The organism is Geomesophilobacter sediminis, from assembly GCF_016458275.1.
GTDB lineage: Bacteria > Desulfobacterota > Desulfuromonadia > Geobacterales > Geobacteraceae > Geomesophilobacter > Geomesophilobacter sediminis.
Genome location: NZ_JAEMHM010000001.1, coordinates 244,994 through 263,624, shown reverse-complemented (window position 1 = coordinate 263,624; position 18,631 = coordinate 244,994). Strand labels below are relative to the sequence as shown.

The following is an 18,631-nucleotide window of genomic DNA, read 5'->3' as shown; positions in this document are numbered from 1 at the left end:
TCCCGGGGGAGAGGGGGGCCAGGAACTACTTGTTGCTCTGGTAGTCGCACCCGTCCTTCGGGCACTTGAGGAATTCGCCTTCGCGCTTGTAGACCTTCTTGACCAAGAGCGGGAAGCCGCACTTGGGGCACGGTTGCTGGACCGGCAAATCCCACAGGGCGAACTTGCACTCCGGGTACCGGTTGCAGGAGTAGAAAAGCTTGCCGAAGCGGGACTTCTTCTCGATCAGCTCCCCCTTGCCGCAGCTGACGCAGGTGATGCCGGTTCCCTTGGGCTTCACCAGCGGCTGGATGTTCTTGCAGTTGGGATACGCCGAGCAGGCGAGGTACTTGCCGAAGCGCCCTTCCTTGATCAGCATCTTGCTGCCGCACTTGTCGCAGACTTCCTCGGACAGGACCGGCTCGACCACCTCGCCCGACTCCTTGTCCATGGCGCGGATGTAGCGGCACTCGGGATACCCGGTGCAGGCGAAGAACTTGCCGAACTTGCCGAGCTTGACCACCAGCGGCTTGCCGCACTCGGGGCAGACCTCGTCGGTCGCCTCGGTGGTCAGATCGGACTTGTTGACCTCCCCCTCTTTCTGCTTGAGGAGCTCGATGAACGGCCCCCAGAACTCGTGGAGCAGCGGACGCCAGTGCTTCTCCCCGCGGGAGACCATGTCCAGCTCCTCTTCGAGGTTCGCCGTGAAGTTGTAGTCGACGTACTGGGTGAAGTGCTTGGTGAGGAGGTCGGAGACGACCATCCCGACGTCCTCGGGGAAGAAGCGCTTCTTGTCCAGCCGGGCGTATTTGCGCTCGGTGAGGGTGTTCATGATCGAGGCGTAGGTCGACGGACGGCCGATCCCGTACTCCTCGAGGGTCTTCACCAGGGTCGCCTCGGTGTAGCGAGGCGGCGGCTGGGTGAAGTGTCTCTCCGGCAGGAGTTCCTGCAGGTTGAGGAGGTCCCCTTCGTTGAGCGGCGGGAGGAGCCCTTCCTTTTCTTCGTCCTCGTCATCGACCCCTTCGATGTAGAGCTTCATGAAACCGGCGAAGCGGATCACCGTCCCGGCGGCACGGAACCGGAAGCCTTCGCCGGCGCCGATGTCCACCGAGGTCTGGTCCAGAAGGGCCTCGGCCATCTGGCAGGCGACGGTGCGCTTCCAGATCAGGTCGTAGAGCTTGAACTGGTCCGAGGAGAGGAATTTCTTCAGCTCGATCGGGGTCTTGGCGATGTAGGTCGGTCGGACCGCCTCGTGCGCTTCCTGGGCGTTTTTCGACTTGTTCTTGAAAAAGCGCGGCTTCTCGAGCGCGTATTCCTTGCCGTAGAGGCTGGTGATGAGCGCCTTGGCGTCGTCGAGCGCCACGGTGGAAAGGGCGACCGAGTCGGTACGCATGTAGGTGATGAGACCGACCGCGCCTTCGCCGACGTCGATCCCCTCGTACAGCTTCTGGGCCACCGACATCGTCTTTTTCGCCGAGAACCCGAGCTTGCGGGCCGCCTCCTGCTGCAGGGTGGAGGTGGTGAACGGCGGCGAGGGCTGGCGCTTGCGTTCGGTTTTGGAGATCTTGTCGACCCGGTAGACCGGATGCTGGGGGTTGGTTACCTTGAGCACCGGCTCGTCGCTGTCCGGCTGTTTCGGGAATTCCACCCCGCCGAGCTTGGTGAAGAACTCGAAGGCGGTCTGGCGGTCCGGGATGTCGAACTTGCCGAGTTTCTTGCCGTGGGCCTCGACAAGCGACGCGGTCACCGTCTGTTTCTTCCCGGTTTCGAGCTTCGCCCCGATGGTCCAGTACTCCCGCTCCTGGAAGGCCTGGATCTCCTTTTCCCGCTCGCAGATCAGCCGCAGCGCCACCGATTGGACGCGGCCGGCGGAAAGTCCGTAGCGGATCTTCTTCCACAAGAACGGGGAGAGGTTGAAACCGACGAGGTAATCGAGGATGGAACGCGCCTGCTGGGCGTCGACGAGGTCGAGGGCGATGTCGCGCGGGTTTTTCACCGCGTTGATGATGGCGTCCTTGGTGATCTCGTGGAAGACCACGCGGCGGATGTCGAAGGGCGCCTTCTTGCGGTCCAGCCCGAGGGCGGCCAAAAGGTGCCAGGAGATCGCCTCCCCTTCGCGGTCGGGGTCTGTCGCCAGAAGCAAAGAGGCGATCCCCTTGGTTTCCTTCTTGATCGCCTCGATGTGCTTCTTGCTCTCCGGCAGCACCGCGTACTTCGGCTCGAACTCGTGGTCGACGTCGACCGAGCCCTGCTTGGAGGGGAGCGCCCGGACGTGTCCGAACGAGGCAAGGACCTTGTACTCGGGGCCCAGGAACTTTTCTATGGTCTTCGCCTTGGCGGGAGACTCAACGATTACGAGATGTTGCGACATGGCTAATCCCCTGGGGGTTTCAAAATTCAATACAGTGTAGTTGGAAGCGAAAAAAAACGCAAAACCCCATCAAGTGACGGCGAAATGCTTCCCCGGCAGCTGCTGGACGGCTCCCTTGAGCTCCAGGCGGAGTAAAATAGCGGAAACCTCCCCCGCTGTCAACGCGCTGCGGGAAATGATGTCATCCATCTGCAGCGCCCCCTGGCTGAGCAGGGCGTACAGTTCGGCCTCCTGCGGAGTCAGATCGAACGGCTCGGGGAGGCTGCGCTTGAGCGTGGCGACGTCCGGAAACTCGTTCAGGATGTCCTCCACCGACTCGACGAGCTTCGCCCCCTCTTTGATCAGCCGGTTCCCGCCGCTGCTCCCGGCGTTGGTCACGTTGCCGGGAACCGCGAACACCTCCCGCCCCTGCTCCAGGGCAAAACGGGCGGTGATCAGCGACCCGCTTTTCTCCCCGGCTTCCACCACCAGCACCCCCCGCGACAATGCACTGATGATCCGGTTTCGGCGCGGAAAGTTTTCGGCGAGCGGCTCGGTCCCCATCGGGAACTCCGAGATGATGGCTCCGGCCCGGGCGACCGCCTCGATCAGCGCCCCGTTTTCCGGCGGGTAGGCCACGTCGATGCCGCACCCCAAGACCGCGATGCTCCGGCCCCCCGACTTGATCGCCCCCCAGTGGGCGGCGGTGTCGATGCCGCGCGCCATCCCGGAGACGATGGTGACGCCGGACAACGCGAGGTCGCGGGTGAGCCGGCTCGTCGTGGAAAGGCCGTAGACCGAGGCGCGCCGGGAGCCGACCACGGCGATCGCCACTTCGTTTCCGGAAAGGGTTCCCCGTACGTAGAGGTACGGCGGCGGGTCGCTGATCTCCATCAAAAGCCGCGGGTAGCGCTCCGAGAGGATGTCCACCACCTCGACTCCGGCCGCCGCCACCCGCTCGGATTCCTGCTGCGCAAAAAAAGAGCCATCGTGGCTCAGAAGAGCGGCCTGAGCGGCCCGGCTCAGTCCCTTGACGCGGGAGAGCTCGTCTTCTGAGGCCTTGAGGGCTCTTTCGGGGGTACCGAAGTGGGCAAGAAGGCGGAGAAAGGTCACGTTGCCGACGTGCGGCACGGACTTCAGCGCGAACCAGTGCAAGTGCCCACCGGCGCCCGGCACGGCGGGTTACCTGCTTTTCTTGAGCTCCACCCGATCGCCCCGGTAGATCGTGTCAACGCTCTTCACGATGACCGCGGTGGAGGTGTTGAAGCCGGTCTCGGTAACGACCAGGGCTCCGACCACCTCGACGGGGAGGCTCTCGATCTTGGCTTGGGCGTAACGCTGATCCGGCGCCACGTCCCGCACGATGTAGAGAAGGTTGCCGCGCTTGATCCCGTGGGAGCGCCCCAGGTCGAGGAACACCACGTCGCCCACGGCGAGCGCCTGGTTGCCGGTCTGGGTCTCCACGATGTAGCCGACCAGGTCGCGGTCGGCAGCCTTGAGCGGCACGACCACCCGGCGGTCCCGATACGGCATCAGGTATGCGCCGGCGGTGATTTCCTGGTAGCTCCTGGTGATGATCGCCTTGGAGGCCTTTTCTTCCACCTCGGAGAGCTGGAGGTCCCCCAGGGGGATCACCTTGTAGCCTAGGATGACGTTGGTCACCGGGTGGCTGACGGCGCCCAGCTTCGTATAGATGGTGTACCGGTCGCCGACGTTGGCGCCGTTGACCCGGCCGATGTCGGTGTAGACGATGTCGTCTTCGCCCACGATCTGGCGGTTCTGGTGCGTCGAGAGGATGAAGCCGGCCGGATGCAGGTCGCGCTCCAGGAGGTATCCCTCGCCACCGCTGGTCCGGAAGTCCTTCCCCTTGGCCGGCTGCTCGGGAAGCGCCTCGGGTGGGGGCGTCGGCACCGCGCTCTGCTTCTCGGCAGTGGCGGTGGGAGCCGGCGGGGCGGGAGCCGGAACGATCTCGACCCGGTTCTCGTAGAAGCGGAGCTGCTGCCCGGGATAGATGAAATGGGGGTTGGCGATGTCGGGATTGGCGGCCCAGAGGTTGGGCCAGTAGTGGGGATCATTGAAAAAGCGCTCGGAGAGCCCCCAGAGGGTATCGCCCGGGACCACCGTATAGACGACCGGTTCGCGGTCGGCGGCAACGGCGCGGGCCGCCGGCAGCGCCAGACCGAGAGCCAGCAGGGCCAGAACAACGTGCTTTCTCATACGCTCCTCGCTTGCTACAGGTGGGCCAACCGTTCCCGCGCCTTGGCGGCGGCGGGGCTCTTGGGAAATTTCTCCACCAGGGACTTCAGGGTGCCTTTCGCCTTCACCTGATCGTTGAGGCTGATCTGGGTGAAGCCGATCTTGAGGAGGGCATCAGGTACCTTGCTCGCCTTGGGATACTGCGCGACGACCTTGTTGAACGTTTCCAGGGCGCGGGCGTAACGCTTCTGGCTGTAGTAGCATTCGCCGGCCCAATAGTAGGCATTGGGCGCGAGGACGTGGCGCGGCTCGTCCTTGGCGAATTTCTCGAAGGCCGCGGCGGCGCCGTCGAAATTCTGGGCGTTGAAAAGGGCAAAGGCCTTGTCGTAGGCTTCCTTGGCCGGACGCTTCCCCTCCGGGGCCTTGGCCGCTGCCGCTTTGGGCTCGGCATGCGTCGCAACCGGGGCAGCCTCGGGAACCGCCGGGGCCAAAGCCGCGTCGTGGTGCGCCGAAACGGCCTCGCCTGCGGCCGGGGCGGCCGGAGCTGCCGGCGGGGCGGCAAGCTGTTGGGCGGCCTGCTGGGTCTGGGCCTGCTGCAGTTGGGCTACCGACCGGTTCAGCTCGGTGAGCTGGTGCTGCATCGAGTCGACCTGCACGCGGAACTGGCTGAACACCTCGGGATCGCCGGCGGCAGCTTTGACCTGGGTCTGGAGGTCCTTCAGGGCCTCGCCGAATTTGGTCACCCGCAGGCCGAGGGCGGCATTCTCCTGGGTCAGCCGATCCAGGGTCCCTTCCATCTCCACCTGCTTGCGAACGATGACGTCGCTGCCGGAACAACCGGCAAGCGTCACGGCGAAAATCCCGATTACCGGCCACAACTTACGCTGCATATCCCCTCCACGGCCGAAAAATTTATCACAATTAAAACTTTTTGCCCCTCCTTGTCAAGAATAAAGCGGGCTTTGCACTTTCATTAGTTTGACGTTCTGTGCTACCATCCCGCCCTGGTCCGAAAAGGGTCTTTTTGAACGGATCGGAGGCAATCCCCAAGGGTGAACGAAGCTGTGGGAGCGCCATTGGTGGCGCGTTCGACGGCCGCTCATTCGCGCCACCAATGGCGCTCCCACAGGGGATGTGCACCACCGGCAGAGCTAACACTATTTATAGAAAGGTCGCACCCAATAGATGAAGAAACCCGAGCTTCTGGCCCCGGCCGGAAACATGGAAAAACTCAAGATCGCCGTCCATTACGGCGCCGACGCCGTCTACCTCGGCGGAAAGAACTTCGGCCTGAGAAACCTTGCCGACAACTTCGATAACGAAGAGCTCGCCCAAGCCGTTGACTACGCCCACGCCGCCGGGGTCAAGGTCTACCTCACCCTCAACTCCTATCCGGAAAACGCCGACCTCCCCGCGCTGGAGCGCTACCTCGACGAGATCGCCTCGATCCCGGTCGACGCCTACATCGTCTCCGACCCCGGGCTTCTCGCCCTGATCCGGGAGCGCGACCCGGAGCGGGAAATCCACCTCTCCACCCAGGCGAACACCACCAACTGGCGCAGCGTCCGCTTCTGGGAGCAGTTCGGGGTGACCCGGGTGAACTGCGCCCGCGAGATGTCGCTTGCCGACCTTGAGGAAACCGCGCGCCGCTGCGACATGGAGCTGGAGACCTTCGTGCACGGGGCCATGTGCATGTCCTACTCCGGCCGCTGCCTCCTCTCCAGCGCCCTCACCGGGCGCGAGGCGAACAAGGGGGAGTGCACCCACCCCTGTCGCTGGAAGTACGCCATCGTCGAGGAAACCCGCCCCGGCGAATACTTTCCGATCAGCGAGGAAGGGGGGGAGAGCTTCATCTTCAACTCCAAGGACCTCTGCCTGATCGAATACCTCCCCGAGCTGGCGGCAAGCGGAGTCGCCTCGCTCAAGATCGAGGGGAGGATGAAGGGGATCTACTACCTGGCCTCGGTGCTCCGCGTCTACCGGACCGCCCTGGATGCCTACTGCGCCGACCCGGCCGGCTACCGGCTGGATCCGCAATGGCTGGAGGAGCTCGCCAAGGTGAGCCACCGCGGCTACACCACCGGGTTTCTCCTGGGCAAACCGACCGAGGTGGACCACGAGTTCAAGTCCCGCTACGTGCGGAACTTCCAGTTCGTCGCCCTGGTGGAGGAGACTACCCCGCGCGGCACTCTGGTCACCGTGAAGAACCGGATCCGGCTGGGCGACGAGCTGGAGCTCCTCGGCCCGGCGCTGAAAGAGGTGACCTTCCGCGTCGACCAGATGACCGACGTCGACGGGCTTCCCCTCAGCGTCGCAAACCCGAACCAGCGGGTGATCTTCCCCGGCCTTTCCGGGGCGCAGCCGCTGGACCTGATCCGCCGCGAGCAGCGGGAGGTGGCAGCGTGAAATTTTTCGACCGCGAACAAGGGATCGGCAAGGACCTCGCCCTGCTCGGCCTGGTGTTCGGCGTCCTCTACTTCCAGTTTTTGGGGCGACTCCCCCTGATCGACCCGGACGAGGGGCGCTACGTCGAGATCCCGCGCGAGATGCTGGAGCGCGGCGACTTCATCACCCCGACCCTGAACTACGTAAAGTATTTCGAGAAGCCCCCCCTGCATTACTGGCTCAACGCCATCTCGCTCGCCGTCTTCGGCGAAAACGAGTTCGCTGCGCGCTTCGCCGGGACCCTCTGCGGCCTGGCCACCGTCCTGCTTACCTACTATCTGGGGCGAAAGATCTACGACCGCCGCGCCGCCCTCATCTCCGCCGGCATCCTCGGTACCGCCGGGGGCTTCCTGGTCTTGGCCCGGATCAACTATACCGACATGACGCTCACCTTCTTTTTGAGCGCCGCGTTCGCCTTCTTCATGCTCGCCTCGCGCGAGGGGGCGGAGCACCGGGGACGTAACTACTGTCTCTTCTATATATTCATGGCGCTCGCCGTCCTCGCCAAGGGGCTGATCGGCATCGTGCTCCCCGGCGGGGTGATCCTCGCCTACCTGGCCTTCACCAAAAGGTGGCGCCTGCTCCGGGAGATGCGGCTGGGCACCGGGATCCTCGTCTTTCTGGCCGTTGCCGCCCCCTGGTTCGTGCTGGTGTCGCTGAGAAACCCCGAATTCCCGCAGTTCTTCTTCATCCACGAGCATTTCCAGCGCTTTTTGACCAAGGTGCACCACCGCTACCAGCCCCCCTGGTTCTTCATCCCGATCCTCGCCGCCACGCTGCTCCCCTGGTCCCCGTTCATCCCGGCGGCGCTGAAAAAGGGGTGGCAGGAGCATAAAAACGGCGACGCCCTCTACCTCCTGCTCTGGGCCGGGGTGATCTTCGCCTTCTTCTCCAAATCAAACTCAAAGCTGGTTCCCTACATCCTGCCGGTCTTTCCGCCGCTGGCGCTTTTGATCGGGAACTGGTTCCGCGAGGCAACGAGCGCAGCGGCGGTCCGGCGCCACGGGATCGCGGTCGGGAGCCTGCTCCTGCTCCTGGGGGCGGGTGCCATCGGCTATCCGCTGGTGGCCCCCAAGCCCGAGGTCGCCGTCGTGGATGGCGCCATCGTCGGCGGACTCTTCCTCGTCGAGGGGGTGGTGGCGCTTTGGGCGGGCCGGACCGGGAATCCCTTCACCCTCTTCGCCTCGCTCGGGGTCGCCGGCTACCTCTTTGCGCTGGCCGCGCCGCCGGTGGTCTACGCCCGGATGGTCGACAAGAGCTCGGTCAAGACGCTCTCCCTCGCTTTGCGCGAGAAAGCCGGCCAAGACGCGAAGATCGCCTGTTATATGACCTACGAACAGGGAGTCCCCTTCTACACCCACCGGCGCGCCATCGTGGTCGGCGACCGGGACGAGCTGCAGTTCGGCAGCGAGCGCGGGGACAACACGGGATGGTACCTGGACCGCGACCAGTTCCACCGGCTGTGGGATTCCGGGGACACGGTCTTTGCGACGCTGAGGCGGCGGGACCTCTCCACCCTGCAGCAGTCGGTCCGGACGCCGGTCCGGGTGGTTGCGGTGCAAGGAAAGGAGAAATTGCTGGTGTGCAACCGCGAGGTGACGGGGACGGTCGGCGCGTTGAAATAGTTTGACCCCGCGTGCGTTTCATGTGATATTCGCGGGTCGATGTTTCACCAAGAGGAGGCGGCACGTGCGCGAGAATTTCCTTCCTTTTTCCATCCCTAACCTGGGGGAGGACGAGATCAACGAAGTGGTCGATTCGCTAAGAAGCGGATGGATCACCACCGGCCCCAAGGTCAAGCGATTCGAGGAGGCGCTGAAGGAATACACCGGCGCCACCTATGCGGTTCCCCTTTCCTCCGCCACGGCGGGACTCCACCTCAGGATGCTGGCGCTCAAGCTTCAGCCCGGCGACGAGGTGATCACCACCCCGATGACCTTTGCCGCCACCGTCAGCATGATCGTGCAGGGGGGCGGGACCCCGGTCCTCGCCGACATCGAGCCCGGCACCCTCAACATCGACGTGGACCAGGTCCGCACCAAGATCACCCCGCGCACCCGCGCCATCGTCCCGGTGCACTTCGCCGGCCAGCCCTGCGACATGGACCGCATCTTCGACCTGGCCCGGGAGTTTAAGCTCGAGGTGATCGAGGACGCGGCCCACGCCATCGGGACCGAATACAAGGGGAAACGGATCGGCTCCTTCGACACCACCTCCATCTTCTCCTTCCATCCGATCAAGAACATCACCACCGGTGAAGGGGGCATGCTCGCCACCCACGACGAGCAGCTGGCCGAAGAGATCTCGCTGATGAAGTTCCACGGCATGAACAAGGAGGCCTGGAAGCGTTACGAGGCGAGCGGCACCCCCAACTACGACATCGTCATGCCGGGGTTCAAGTACAACATGATGGACATCCAGGCCGCGCTCGGGCTGCACCAGCTGAAGCGGCTGGACGGCTTCATCGACGACCGGACCGTCTTCGCCGAGTTCTACAACAAGGCGTTCGCCGAGGTGGAGGAAGTCCTCACCCCCAAGCTGGTGCCGTACCCGCACCGCCACGCCTGGCACCTCTACACCCCGCTGATCAAGGTGGAGGCACTCACCATCGACCGCGACCAGTTCATGGCCGAGCTCAAGAAGGAAAACATCGGCAGCGGGCTGCACTTCAAGGCGATCCACCACCACCCGTACTACCGCGACACCCTGAAGATCCCCGCGGGCGCGCTTCCCAACGCCGACTACGCCTCGGACCGGATCCTCTCGCTGCCGCTTTTCCCGCAGATGACCATGCAGGACGCCCAGGACACGGTCGACGCGGTGAAGAGGGTGATAGGGCGCAGCAAGAAAAGTATTCAGGGCTGAGGGGGTAACGGGGTTACCCCAATCCTCACTCCGACCGTCGCGAGCTCGCCCTGTCGCGCGCGCCCCCTCGAAGGAGAGGGAGTAAATTGTCCTTCGAAGATTCCGCTAAGCGGCATTATGAATGCCCGACGAGCAATAGATCAGCCCCGCTCTACGTCCCCTCTCCTTCAAGAAGAGGGACAGGGTGAGGATGGGGTTCCGGACACCCGATGTCTGTCCCCCGAAATCTCATTCCACAGGTCGCCATCATGGACAAACCTTACGTATCAGTGGTCATCCCCGCCTATAACGAGGAGGGGAACCTCAACAACCTCATGAATCGGCTCCTTCCGGTCATGCGCGGCACCGGCAAGAGCTTCGAGATCGTCTTCACCGACGACGGCTCCCGGGACGGTTCCCTGCGCATCCTGCGCCAGATGGCCGAGAGCATCCCCGAAGTGAAGGTCATCGAGTTCAACGGCAACTTCGGCCAGCACATGGCGATCCTCGCCGCCTTCGAAAAGACCAGCGGCGACATCATCATCACCCTGGATGCCGACCTGCAGAACCCGCCCGAAGAGATCCCCAAGCTGGTCGCGGAGGTCGAGAAGGGTCACGACGTGGTCGGGACGATCCGCATGAAGCGCCAGGACACCGTGTTCCGCAAGGTCGCCTCGCGCATCGTCAACATCACCACCAACAAGATGACCGGGATGCAGATGAGCGACTACGGCTGCATGCTGCGCGCCTACAGCCGGGGCATCATCGACAACATCAACCACTGCCAGGAGACCACCACCTTCATCCCGGCGCTGGCGCAGACCTTCTCCTCCAACCCGACCGAGATCGAGGTCGCCCACGCGGAGCGGAGCGAAGGGGAAAGCAAATACTCCCTTTACAAGCTGATCCGGCTGAACTTCGACCTGATGACCGGGTTTTCGGTGGTGCCGCTGCAGCTCTTTGCCCTGATGGGGATCATGACCTCGCTGGCCGCCGTCGCCTTCGCCGTCTTCCTCATGGTGCGCCGGTTTTTGATCGGGGCTGAGGTCGAGGGGGTCTTCACCCTCTTCGCCATCCTGTTCTTCTTCATCGGCATCGTCATCTTCGGCATCGGGCTGGTCGGCGAGTACGTCGGCCGGATCTACCAGGAAGTCCGCCGGCGCCCGCGCTACGTGGTGCGCCGCCTGCACGGGTTCGAAAAGTAGCCCTTATCGAGGTGACCCTTGAGAAAAAGCAGCATCGTCGTCTGCGCCTACCATAACGTTGGGTACCGCTGCCTCCAGGAGCTGATCCGGCAGGGAGCGGAGATCTCGCTCGTGTTCACCCACGACGACTCCCCCAGCGAGGAGATCTGGTTCTCGTCGGTCCGGGAGCTTGCCGCGGCGCACCACATCCCGGTGGTCACCTCCGAGATCAATTACAAAGAGAACATCGCGCTTTTGCGCGAGATCGCCCCGGACTTCCTGCTCTCCTTCTACTACCGGAACATGATCCGCAGCGAAGTGCTCGACATTCCGAAGCGGGGCGCGCTGAACCTGCACGGTTCCTACCTTCCCAAGTACCGCGGCCGGGTCCCGGTGAACTGGGCGGTGATCAACGGGGAGACCGAAACCGGCGCCACGCTGCACTACATGGTCGAAAAACCGGACGCCGGCGACATCGTGGACCAGGAAAAGGTGCCGATCGATTTCACCGACACCGCCTACGACGTCTTCAACAAGGTCACCGACGCCGCGGTGAAGGTACTGGCCCGCGCCTACCCGCAGCTGGTGGCGGGAACCGCGGCACGCATCCCGATGGATCTGGCGCAGGGGAGCTACTTCGGCGGACGGCGCCCCGAGGACGGCAGGATCGACTGGGAAAAGAGCGCCGTGGAGATCTACAACCTGATCCGCGGCGTTACCCATCCCTATCCCGGCGCGTTCACCCACCTCGGTGCGACGCGATTCCTGATCTGGAAGGCTCGCCCGGTCGAAGGGAAAGGGGAACCGGGGCAGATCGTCAGCCTGGCGCCGCTCAGGGTGGGAACCGGGGACGGACTCCTGGAGATCCTGGTCCTGCAAAAAGACGGCGATGCCGAGCGCGACGCGGCGGCGTTCGCAAACCAGCTCAAGGTCGGGCAGCTGTTCTCGGCAAAGCAGTAATCCCCGGGGAAATACTGGCGTTACGGTCGCAGGGGCGCAGCATGCCGGCCCTTCAGCCGATCGGGTTTTACCGGCGCAGCATGCTGTGCCCCTACACGTTTTAGTCAACTGGACGCACCAACCGTGCGGCGCTACCTAAAATCATTGGATTGGAGAAGATAATGAAAGTTCTGATACTGGGTGTTAACGGCTTCATCGGCAATGCCCTGACCAGGAGGATCCTCGATACCACCGATTGGGAAGTCTACGGCCTCGACATGAGCCAGGACAAGCTGGAGCACTCCATCGGCCACCCCCGCTTCAACTTCCTCGAAGGTGACATCACCATCAACAAGGAGTGGATCGAGTACAACATCAAGAAATGCGACGTGGTGCTGCCCCTGGTCGCCATCGCGACCCCGGTCACCTACGTCAAGGATCCGCTGCGGGTCTTCGAACTCGACTTCGAAGAGAACCTGAAAATCATCCGCCAGTGCGTGAAATACAAGAAGCGGGTGATCTTCCCCTCCACCTCCGAGGTCTACGGGATGAGCCCGGACAAGGAGTTCGACGAGGAAAACTCCCCGCTCATGCTCGGTCCGATCAACAAGGAGCGCTGGATCTACTCCTGCGCGAAGCAGATGCTGGACCGCGTCATCTACGCCTACGGCGAGCACGAGGGGCTGCGCTACTCTTTGTTCCGCCCGTTCAACTGGATCGGCCCCAAGCTCGACTCCATCTCCACCGCCAAGGAAGGGAGCTCCCGGGTCCTCACCCAGTTCCTCTACAACATCCTGGCCGGCGAGCCGATCTCTCTCGTGGACGGCGGCAACCAGCGCCGCTCCTTCACCTTCATCGAGGACGGCATCGACTGCCTGATGAAGATCATCGAGAACGCCGACGGCTGTGCCGACGGGGGGATCTTCAACATCGGCAACCCGGGCAACGACCTCTCCGTCAAGGAACTCGCCGAAAAGCTGCGGGACATGGTGGCCCAGTATCCGGACTACCGTGAGAAAGCCATGAACTGCCAGATCGTCGAGACCACCTCGGACAACTTCTACGGCAAGGGGTACCAGGACATGCTGACCCGCGTGCCGTCGGTCAAAAACGCCAAGCAGAAACTCGGCTGGGCTCCGACCACCGGCATCGACGACGCCCTGAAGAAGACCCTCGATTTCTACCTGATCGAACAGCGCGAGAAGATCGAGCACCTGCTGTAACGGCCGGGGTCTGGGGTCTGGGGTCGGGGGTTAAACCGCCACCTTGAACCCCGCAGGCTCCCCCCTTTACCAAAGGTGCGGCTGGGGGGGATTTGCTTCTAAGGTTTTCCTACCGCCAGCCCCAAATGCCAGAAATCCAGAGCCCTAAACTAAATGCCACCGCTTCCCTTTGGAACCGGTGGCATTGCCATGCAAGGACTTATGAAAACCATAGCTTTGAAAGTCGATGTCGATACCTTTGTCGGAACCCGGGACGGGGTGCCGCGCCTCCTTGACCTCATGGACGAGGCGGGGGTCAAGGCAACCTTCTATTTCTCGATGGGGCCGGACAACTCCGGCAAGGCGATCCGGCGCATCTTCACCCGCAAGGGATTCCTCACCAAGATGCTCCGCACCGGGGCGCCGAGCGCCTATGGCATCAAGACCATGCTCTACGGCACGCTGCTGCCCCCCCCCATGATCGCCGAGAACCTCCCCGAGGTGCTGCGCCAGACCGCGGCCCGGGGCCACGAAGTCGGGGTCCACTGCTGGGACCACGTGCTGTGGCACGACTACCTCCCCCGCCTGAACCCGCAACAGGTCGAGGCCCAACTGGGACGCGGCGTGAAGCTGTTCGGAGAGATCATCGGTCGCGCCCCCGCCACCACCGCGGCACCGGGGTGGACCGTATCGGCCAATTCCCTTGCCTTCCAGGATTCGATCAACCTGAGCTACTGCAGCGACTCCCGCGGTTACGCTCCCTTCTACCCGGTCTTTGAGGGCAAGCGTTACCAAACCCTCCAGATCCCAAGCACCTGGCCGACCCTCGACGAGATCCTCGGCGCCGACGGGGTGACGGCGGAAAACGTCAACGACTACTACCTCTCCCGGCTCAAGGAAGGGCTCAACGTCCATACCATCCATGCCGAGATGGAAGGGGGGGTGATGGCCGATGCGTTCCGCAACCTGCTGGTACGGTTGAAGGATGCCGGCGTTCGCTTTGTCACCCTCGCCGAAGTCGCCGCGGAGTTCGGCAGCTCGGCCCCCGATGCTCCCCTGACCATGGGGGAACTCCCCGGCCGCGCCGGAAACGTCGCCATCCAGGGGTAGGCGAAGGCAAAGCACCGGAACCACCGTCCCAAGCTCCTCTTTTTACACCTCGTTCCCTAATCCCTCTTTTTGGACCTCGTTCCCAAGCTCCGGCTTGGGAACGCCAACCTTTTTCGAAGCTCCAGCTTCGCCCCCCACCTTACCAAGCTGGAGCTTTGACATCGGCGTGTTGCTGAGGTGAACCGTTGGGAACGTGAAAGGCTCCCCCCGCCGTCGCGTTTCGTCCCTCAACGCGACCTGCCACTGCTCCTTCCTGCGCAAGAAACCCTTTGTTAACTTCAAACCATGAAAAAGGTAGACGTTCCCTTGCGTTTGCCTTAATGTTACAGGCACTGCCGGTCGCTAATCCCCTTTGACGAGGCCCTGCCATGCCTGTCGCCGCATTTGAGGTGATCCGAGACAACATCAGCTCCTTTTTGGGTGGCGCCGAGGTCGACCTGCTTCCCGGCGATGCCGAACGGACCCCGGACCCCACCTCCTTCTGGGAATCGGTCACGATCGAGGAGCGTCCCTACTCTTTCAAAGCGCAACGCAAGGCGCTTGCCTTCACCCGCAGCGAAATCGCTTTCTGCCGCGAACTGCTGACCGCCTTCTCCGGCCTCTACAGCGGCTTCCAGCAGGAAGGCTATGCGGCGCAATTCCGCACCGCGCTCCTTGCCTCCATCATGGACATCACCGTGGCGCGTTCGCTGCGCGGCAACCACAGCAGGGGGTTTTGGCCGATCCAGCAGTTGATCCAGTTGCTGAAGAGCCTCTCCTACCAGCGCTACGAAGGAAAGCCCGCAACCACCGGGTTCCTCGTCCACCGCACTACCTCCCCCCTGATCAACGCCCTGTTCCACGAGCGGCACCACACCCTGATCCCCCTGCAGCCGCCGGAGGAGATTTCTCCGGATTTCTTCTGCAATCCGCTCCCCTACCGCTTTGTCGACGGCACCAACCTCTTTTTCGTCGCCAACATCCAGATGCAGGTGACCGGTGTTCTGCGCACCTCCGCGACGGCAACGCACAACGACATCGAACGGCTGACCCAGCGGGAGATGTTCTCGCTGGTGCGGCGCGCCGGCAAGGGAGCCTTCGCCGTCACCGTCAACAAGGTCTCCGAGATCGAGGTGCTGACGAGCCCGGCACGGCTTCTGGTGCGGCGCAAGGGTGCCTGGTCCATTTTCGACCCGGACATTTTCCGCTCCTTTCTCGCCGGAAGCATCGACGCCGCGTCCATCGACGAGCTGCTCTGGACGCTCTACGCCCTTTCCAAGGAGAGGAACGGGACGGTGATCCTGATTTACAATCGGGGGCCCCAGAAACTGAACCGGCTCAAGAAGGGATCGGTGGGGGGAGACGACCCGATCAGCAAACTCCTGATCGGCCGGGTCCAAAAGCGAAGCGTCAGCGACTTGAAACAGGCGGGACTTCTGTTGCGCATCCTGTCCGCCGACGGCATGACGGTGTTCAACAAGAGCGGAAAGCTCATGGAAACCGGGTTCATCTTCGACACCACCCATGCCCGGGAGGTGGTGATCGGCGGCGGGAGGACCACGGCGGCCAGCGCCGCCTCCTACTTCGGCAAGGTGATCAAGGTGTCGCAGGACGGACCCATCGACCTCTACCAGGACGGCCAGTTGATCTACCGGTTCGGGTAACCACCACCCCCGCCTACCCGCAGACCCGGTTCTTCCCTTCGTGCTTGGCGCGGTAGAGCATCCGGTCCGCCGCCTCGACGATCTCGGACGGATCCCCACCGTCGGCCGGAAAGGATGCCACCCCGACGCTGATGGTCACCTTCCCCAGCGGCTGGCTTTCGCCTCCCGGGAAGAGGTGGCGCGCCACCCGCCCCCGCACCTCATCCGCGGTCACCAGCGCCCCTTCTTTTCCCGTCTCCGGCAGCAGCAGGACGAATTCCTCCCCGCCGTAGCGCGCCGCGAGATCCGATTCGCGCAGGTGCTCGCAGAGGAGCCCGGACAGGGTGCTCAACAGCCGGTCCCCCTCCGGGTGCCCGTGGGTGTCGTTGTACAGCTTGAAGTTGTCGACGTCCATGAAGATGACGGAGCACTCCTTTTGGTAGCGCCGGCAGCGCGCCACCTCGCGGGCCAGGGTCTCCTGGAAGTAGCGGTGGTTGAAAAGCGAGGTGAGTCCGTCGCGCACCGCCATCTCCTTCAGGGTGTCATTCGCCTCCTGGAGCTCGCGGTTGGCCCGCTGCAACTGGGCCAGAAGCTCCCGGTTCTGCGCCACCAGGCGCGCCTTCTCGGCGGCCCGCGCCGCCACCGCCGAGATCAGATCCAGGCTCTCGAACGGCTTGATCAGGTAATCGTAGGCACCGGCCCGCAGTGCGGTCAACGCACTGTCGAGCGAGGCGTGACTGGTCATGATCACCACCTCGGTCTCCGGATTGTGTTCCTTGATCTGGTGCAAAAGCTCGATCCCGCTCATGCCGGCCATCCGGATGTCGGTGATGACCAGCGGGTGCCGCCGGAGCCGGAACGCCTCGAGCGCCTCTTCGCCGGTGGCGGCCTCCGCGACACTGAAGCCGTCCGCGGTCAAGACCTGCGAGATCACGTTTCTCAAGGTTTCCTCGTCGTCGACAACCAGAAGTTCCATAGCCTCCTCCTAGCCGGCCGCAATAGTCGTCTCCCCCGCCACCGGCAGGGTGATGATGAAGGTGGCGCCCTCACCTTTCCGGCTTTCCAGACGAATCTCCCCGCCGTGGTCCTTGACGATGCCATAGGTCACCGACAGCCCGAGCCCGGTCCCTTTGCCGGCGGGTTTGGTGGTGAAAAAGGGCTCGAAGATCCGGGACTGCACCGCCTCGTCGATCCCCGGGCCGTTGTCGCAGACCCGCACCTCCACCGCCCCCTCCAGCTTCTTGGCGCTCAGGCGGACCGTCCCCGAACTCCCCTCCATCGCCTGCTGCGCGTTGATCATGAGGTTCATCAGCACCTGCTGCAACTGGTTCGCGTTCCCCTTGAGCGGCGGGAGTTCCCGGTCGAGCTCCTTTTCCACGCGGATTCCGTTGATCCCCAACTGATGATCGACGATCGCCAGGGCGTCTTCCACCACCTGCCCGATCTCGAGCTCGGCAAACTCCACCTTTTCCTGGCGCGCGAACCGCAGCAGGTTCTCGATGATGGTCCGGCAGCGCTTGGTCTCCTTCTCTATGGTCAAAAGGTTCTTTTCCAGCTGGGTCCCCTTCTCGACGGCGCGCTGCGAAAGCTGAGCGAGCCCCAGGATGCCGGCCAGCGGGTTCTTCACCTCGTGGGCGATCCCCGCGCCGAGCGCTCCGAAGGCCGCCATCTTCTCCGACTGCACCAGTTGTTCGTAGAGCTCCTTGAGCGCCGCTTCGCGGTTTTTCAGCTCCCCGGCCATCCGGTTGAAGGAGGTTCCCAGGTCGCCGATCTCGTCCGCAGTTCCCGCCTGCACCTGGATCTCGAACTGCCCCTGTCCGACCATCCGGGTCGCCCGGGAAAGCTCCTCGATGGGACGGGTGAGCCGGCGGGACCAGAATAGACTCAGGATCGTCCCGCCGCCGAGCAGGTAGACCGAGACCAGCAGGAGGTCGCTCAAAAGCTCCCGCGAGGTGAGATAGGCCGCGCTCTTGGGCAGCTGCACCCCGGCGACCAGGCCGCCGACCGGGACCTTGGCGAAGCCCCCCACCATCCCCTTCCCCTGGACCTGGTACTCGATGGTGCTGCCGAGGACCGCGACGCCGCGCACCCGCTCCCACCAGCTGGCATCGGCCTTGGCGCCGATGCGGCGTCGGTCGCTGTGAGCGACGTACCTTCCGGCGGAGTCGAGCAGGAAGGTTTCGAAGACGCGCGAGCGCCGAGCCAGGCGCTGGATCTGGTCCATGCCGACGAAGGCAGTCGCCGCCCCATCCTTCTCCGCCAGGGTCACCGCCAGCGTCGGGCGGTTCGGGGCGACCGCGGCGTTTTCCAGATAAAGCTCGCCCGGCTTCAGGTTCGGAAGCGGATGCTGGGCGCGGTAGGCGACCAGGGCATCCTTGGTGATGCCGATCTGCCCCAGCCCCTCCTCGTCGAAGACGATTTCATGACGTCCCGCCCCGTCCCAGGTGACCATGACGAAGTCCCCGAACTCCTCGAACATCGCCTCCAGCGCGCCGCTGTTTCCGGAGGCGGGCGCTGCCGACATGAGGCGGGCGAAGATGCGCAGCCGCTCCTTGTAATCGCCCAAAAGCGCGTTCGCCTCCTCGGCGGTGTGCAGCACCACGGTCGAGGTGAGGTCGTGGATGTAGGCGGTCTTGTCGTTGTGGAACAGCCGGGCCATGGTGAAGGTGATCAGGCTGAGCGTGACCGAGACCAAAAGCAGCTGGGCGATGAGAATCTTGAACCGCAGCGGAAAGCGCAGTTTCAGGGTCATGGCGGCGC

Annotated in this window: 14 protein-coding genes; 8 read left to right on the top strand and 6 right to left on the bottom strand. The window is 63.5% G+C overall.

The window, feature by feature from the left end; translation table 11 throughout:
* Window positions 1-25 precede the first annotated feature (25 nt).
* The 4 genes from topA to ybgF all read right to left on the bottom strand — a co-directional run bounded on the left by topA (window position 26) and on the right by ybgF (window position 5,415).
* Complete coding sequence (gene topA, locus JFN93_RS01105; RefSeq protein ID WP_199382131.1) at window positions 26-2,350, bottom strand: type I DNA topoisomerase; 2,325 nt, start codon at window positions 2,348-2,350, stop codon at window positions 26-28.
* 69 nt (window positions 2,351-2,419) lie between these two features.
* On the bottom strand, window positions 2,420-3,484 hold the full coding sequence (dprA, locus tag JFN93_RS01100) for a DNA-processing protein DprA (protein ID WP_215907643.1): 1,065 nt from the start codon (window positions 3,482-3,484) through the stop codon (window positions 2,420-2,422).
* Window positions 3,485-3,511: 27 nt separating this feature from the next.
* Window positions 3,512-4,546, bottom strand: a complete 1,035-nt coding sequence (locus JFN93_RS01095; RefSeq protein WP_199382129.1) for a LysM peptidoglycan-binding domain-containing protein — start codon at window positions 4,544-4,546, stop codon at window positions 3,512-3,514.
* Between the two features lie 14 nt (window positions 4,547-4,560).
* Window positions 4,561-5,415: a tol-pal system protein YbgF gene (gene ybgF / locus JFN93_RS01090; RefSeq protein ID WP_199382128.1), complete on the bottom strand. Its 855-nt coding sequence runs from the start codon at window positions 5,413-5,415 to the stop codon at window positions 4,561-4,563.
* Between the two features lie 295 nt (window positions 5,416-5,710).
* Here ybgF and JFN93_RS01085 point away from each other — a divergent pair, with 295 nt between their 5' ends.
* The 8 genes from JFN93_RS01085 to JFN93_RS01050 all read left to right on the top strand — a co-directional run bounded on the left by JFN93_RS01085 (window position 5,711) and on the right by JFN93_RS01050 (window position 15,892).
* Window positions 5,711-6,931 carry a peptidase U32 family protein gene (locus JFN93_RS01085; protein WP_199382127.1) on the top strand — a complete coding sequence of 407 codons (1,221 nt, stop codon included), beginning with the start codon at window positions 5,711-5,713 and terminating at the stop codon, window positions 6,929-6,931.
* Window positions 6,928-8,595: a phospholipid carrier-dependent glycosyltransferase gene (locus tag JFN93_RS01080; RefSeq protein WP_199382126.1), complete on the top strand. Its 1,668-nt coding sequence runs from the start codon at window positions 6,928-6,930 to the stop codon at window positions 8,593-8,595. The genes JFN93_RS01085 and JFN93_RS01080 overlap by 4 nt, the downstream gene beginning before the upstream one ends.
* Before the next feature lie 64 nt (window positions 8,596-8,659).
* Entirely contained in the window at window positions 8,660-9,835 is a 1,176-nt protein-coding gene (locus JFN93_RS01075) for a DegT/DnrJ/EryC1/StrS family aminotransferase (protein ID WP_199382125.1), read from the top strand.
* 248 nt (window positions 9,836-10,083) lie between these two features.
* Window positions 10,084-11,019: a glycosyltransferase gene (locus tag JFN93_RS01070; protein WP_199382124.1), complete on the top strand. Its 936-nt coding sequence runs from the start codon at window positions 10,084-10,086 to the stop codon at window positions 11,017-11,019.
* An 18-nt stretch (window positions 11,020-11,037) separates the two neighbouring features.
* The gene (locus JFN93_RS01065) at window positions 11,038-11,958 is read left to right on the top strand and encodes a formyltransferase (protein ID WP_199382123.1); all 921 of its coding nucleotides are present in this window, start codon (window positions 11,038-11,040) and stop codon (window positions 11,956-11,958) included.
* 161 nt (window positions 11,959-12,119) lie between these two features.
* Window positions 12,120-13,160 carry a bifunctional UDP-4-keto-pentose/UDP-xylose synthase gene (locus JFN93_RS01060; RefSeq protein WP_199382122.1) on the top strand — a complete coding sequence of 347 codons (1,041 nt, stop codon included), beginning with the start codon at window positions 12,120-12,122 and terminating at the stop codon, window positions 13,158-13,160.
* A 201-nt stretch (window positions 13,161-13,361) separates the two neighbouring features.
* A complete protein-coding gene (locus JFN93_RS01055) occupies window positions 13,362-14,249 on the top strand; it encodes a 4-deoxy-4-formamido-L-arabinose-phosphoundecaprenol deformylase (RefSeq protein ID WP_199382121.1) in 888 nt (295 codons plus the stop codon).
* A 368-nt stretch (window positions 14,250-14,617) separates the two neighbouring features.
* Window positions 14,618-15,892, top strand: a complete 1,275-nt coding sequence (locus JFN93_RS01050; RefSeq protein WP_199382120.1) for a hypothetical protein — start codon at window positions 14,618-14,620, stop codon at window positions 15,890-15,892.
* 13 nt (window positions 15,893-15,905) lie between these two features.
* Here the strand turns inward: JFN93_RS01050 and JFN93_RS01045 are convergent, their stop codons facing one another.
* Both JFN93_RS01045 and JFN93_RS01040 read right to left on the bottom strand, forming a co-directional pair.
* Window positions 15,906-16,847 carry a GGDEF domain-containing response regulator gene (locus JFN93_RS01045; protein ID WP_199382119.1) on the bottom strand — a complete coding sequence of 314 codons (942 nt, stop codon included), beginning with the start codon at window positions 16,845-16,847 and terminating at the stop codon, window positions 15,906-15,908.
* A 9-nt stretch (window positions 16,848-16,856) separates the two neighbouring features.
* Window positions 16,857-18,623, bottom strand: coding sequence for an ATP-binding protein (locus JFN93_RS01040; protein WP_199382118.1), 1,767 nt, complete (start codon window positions 18,621-18,623; stop codon window positions 16,857-16,859).
* Between the last annotated feature and the right edge of the window lie 8 nt (window positions 18,624-18,631).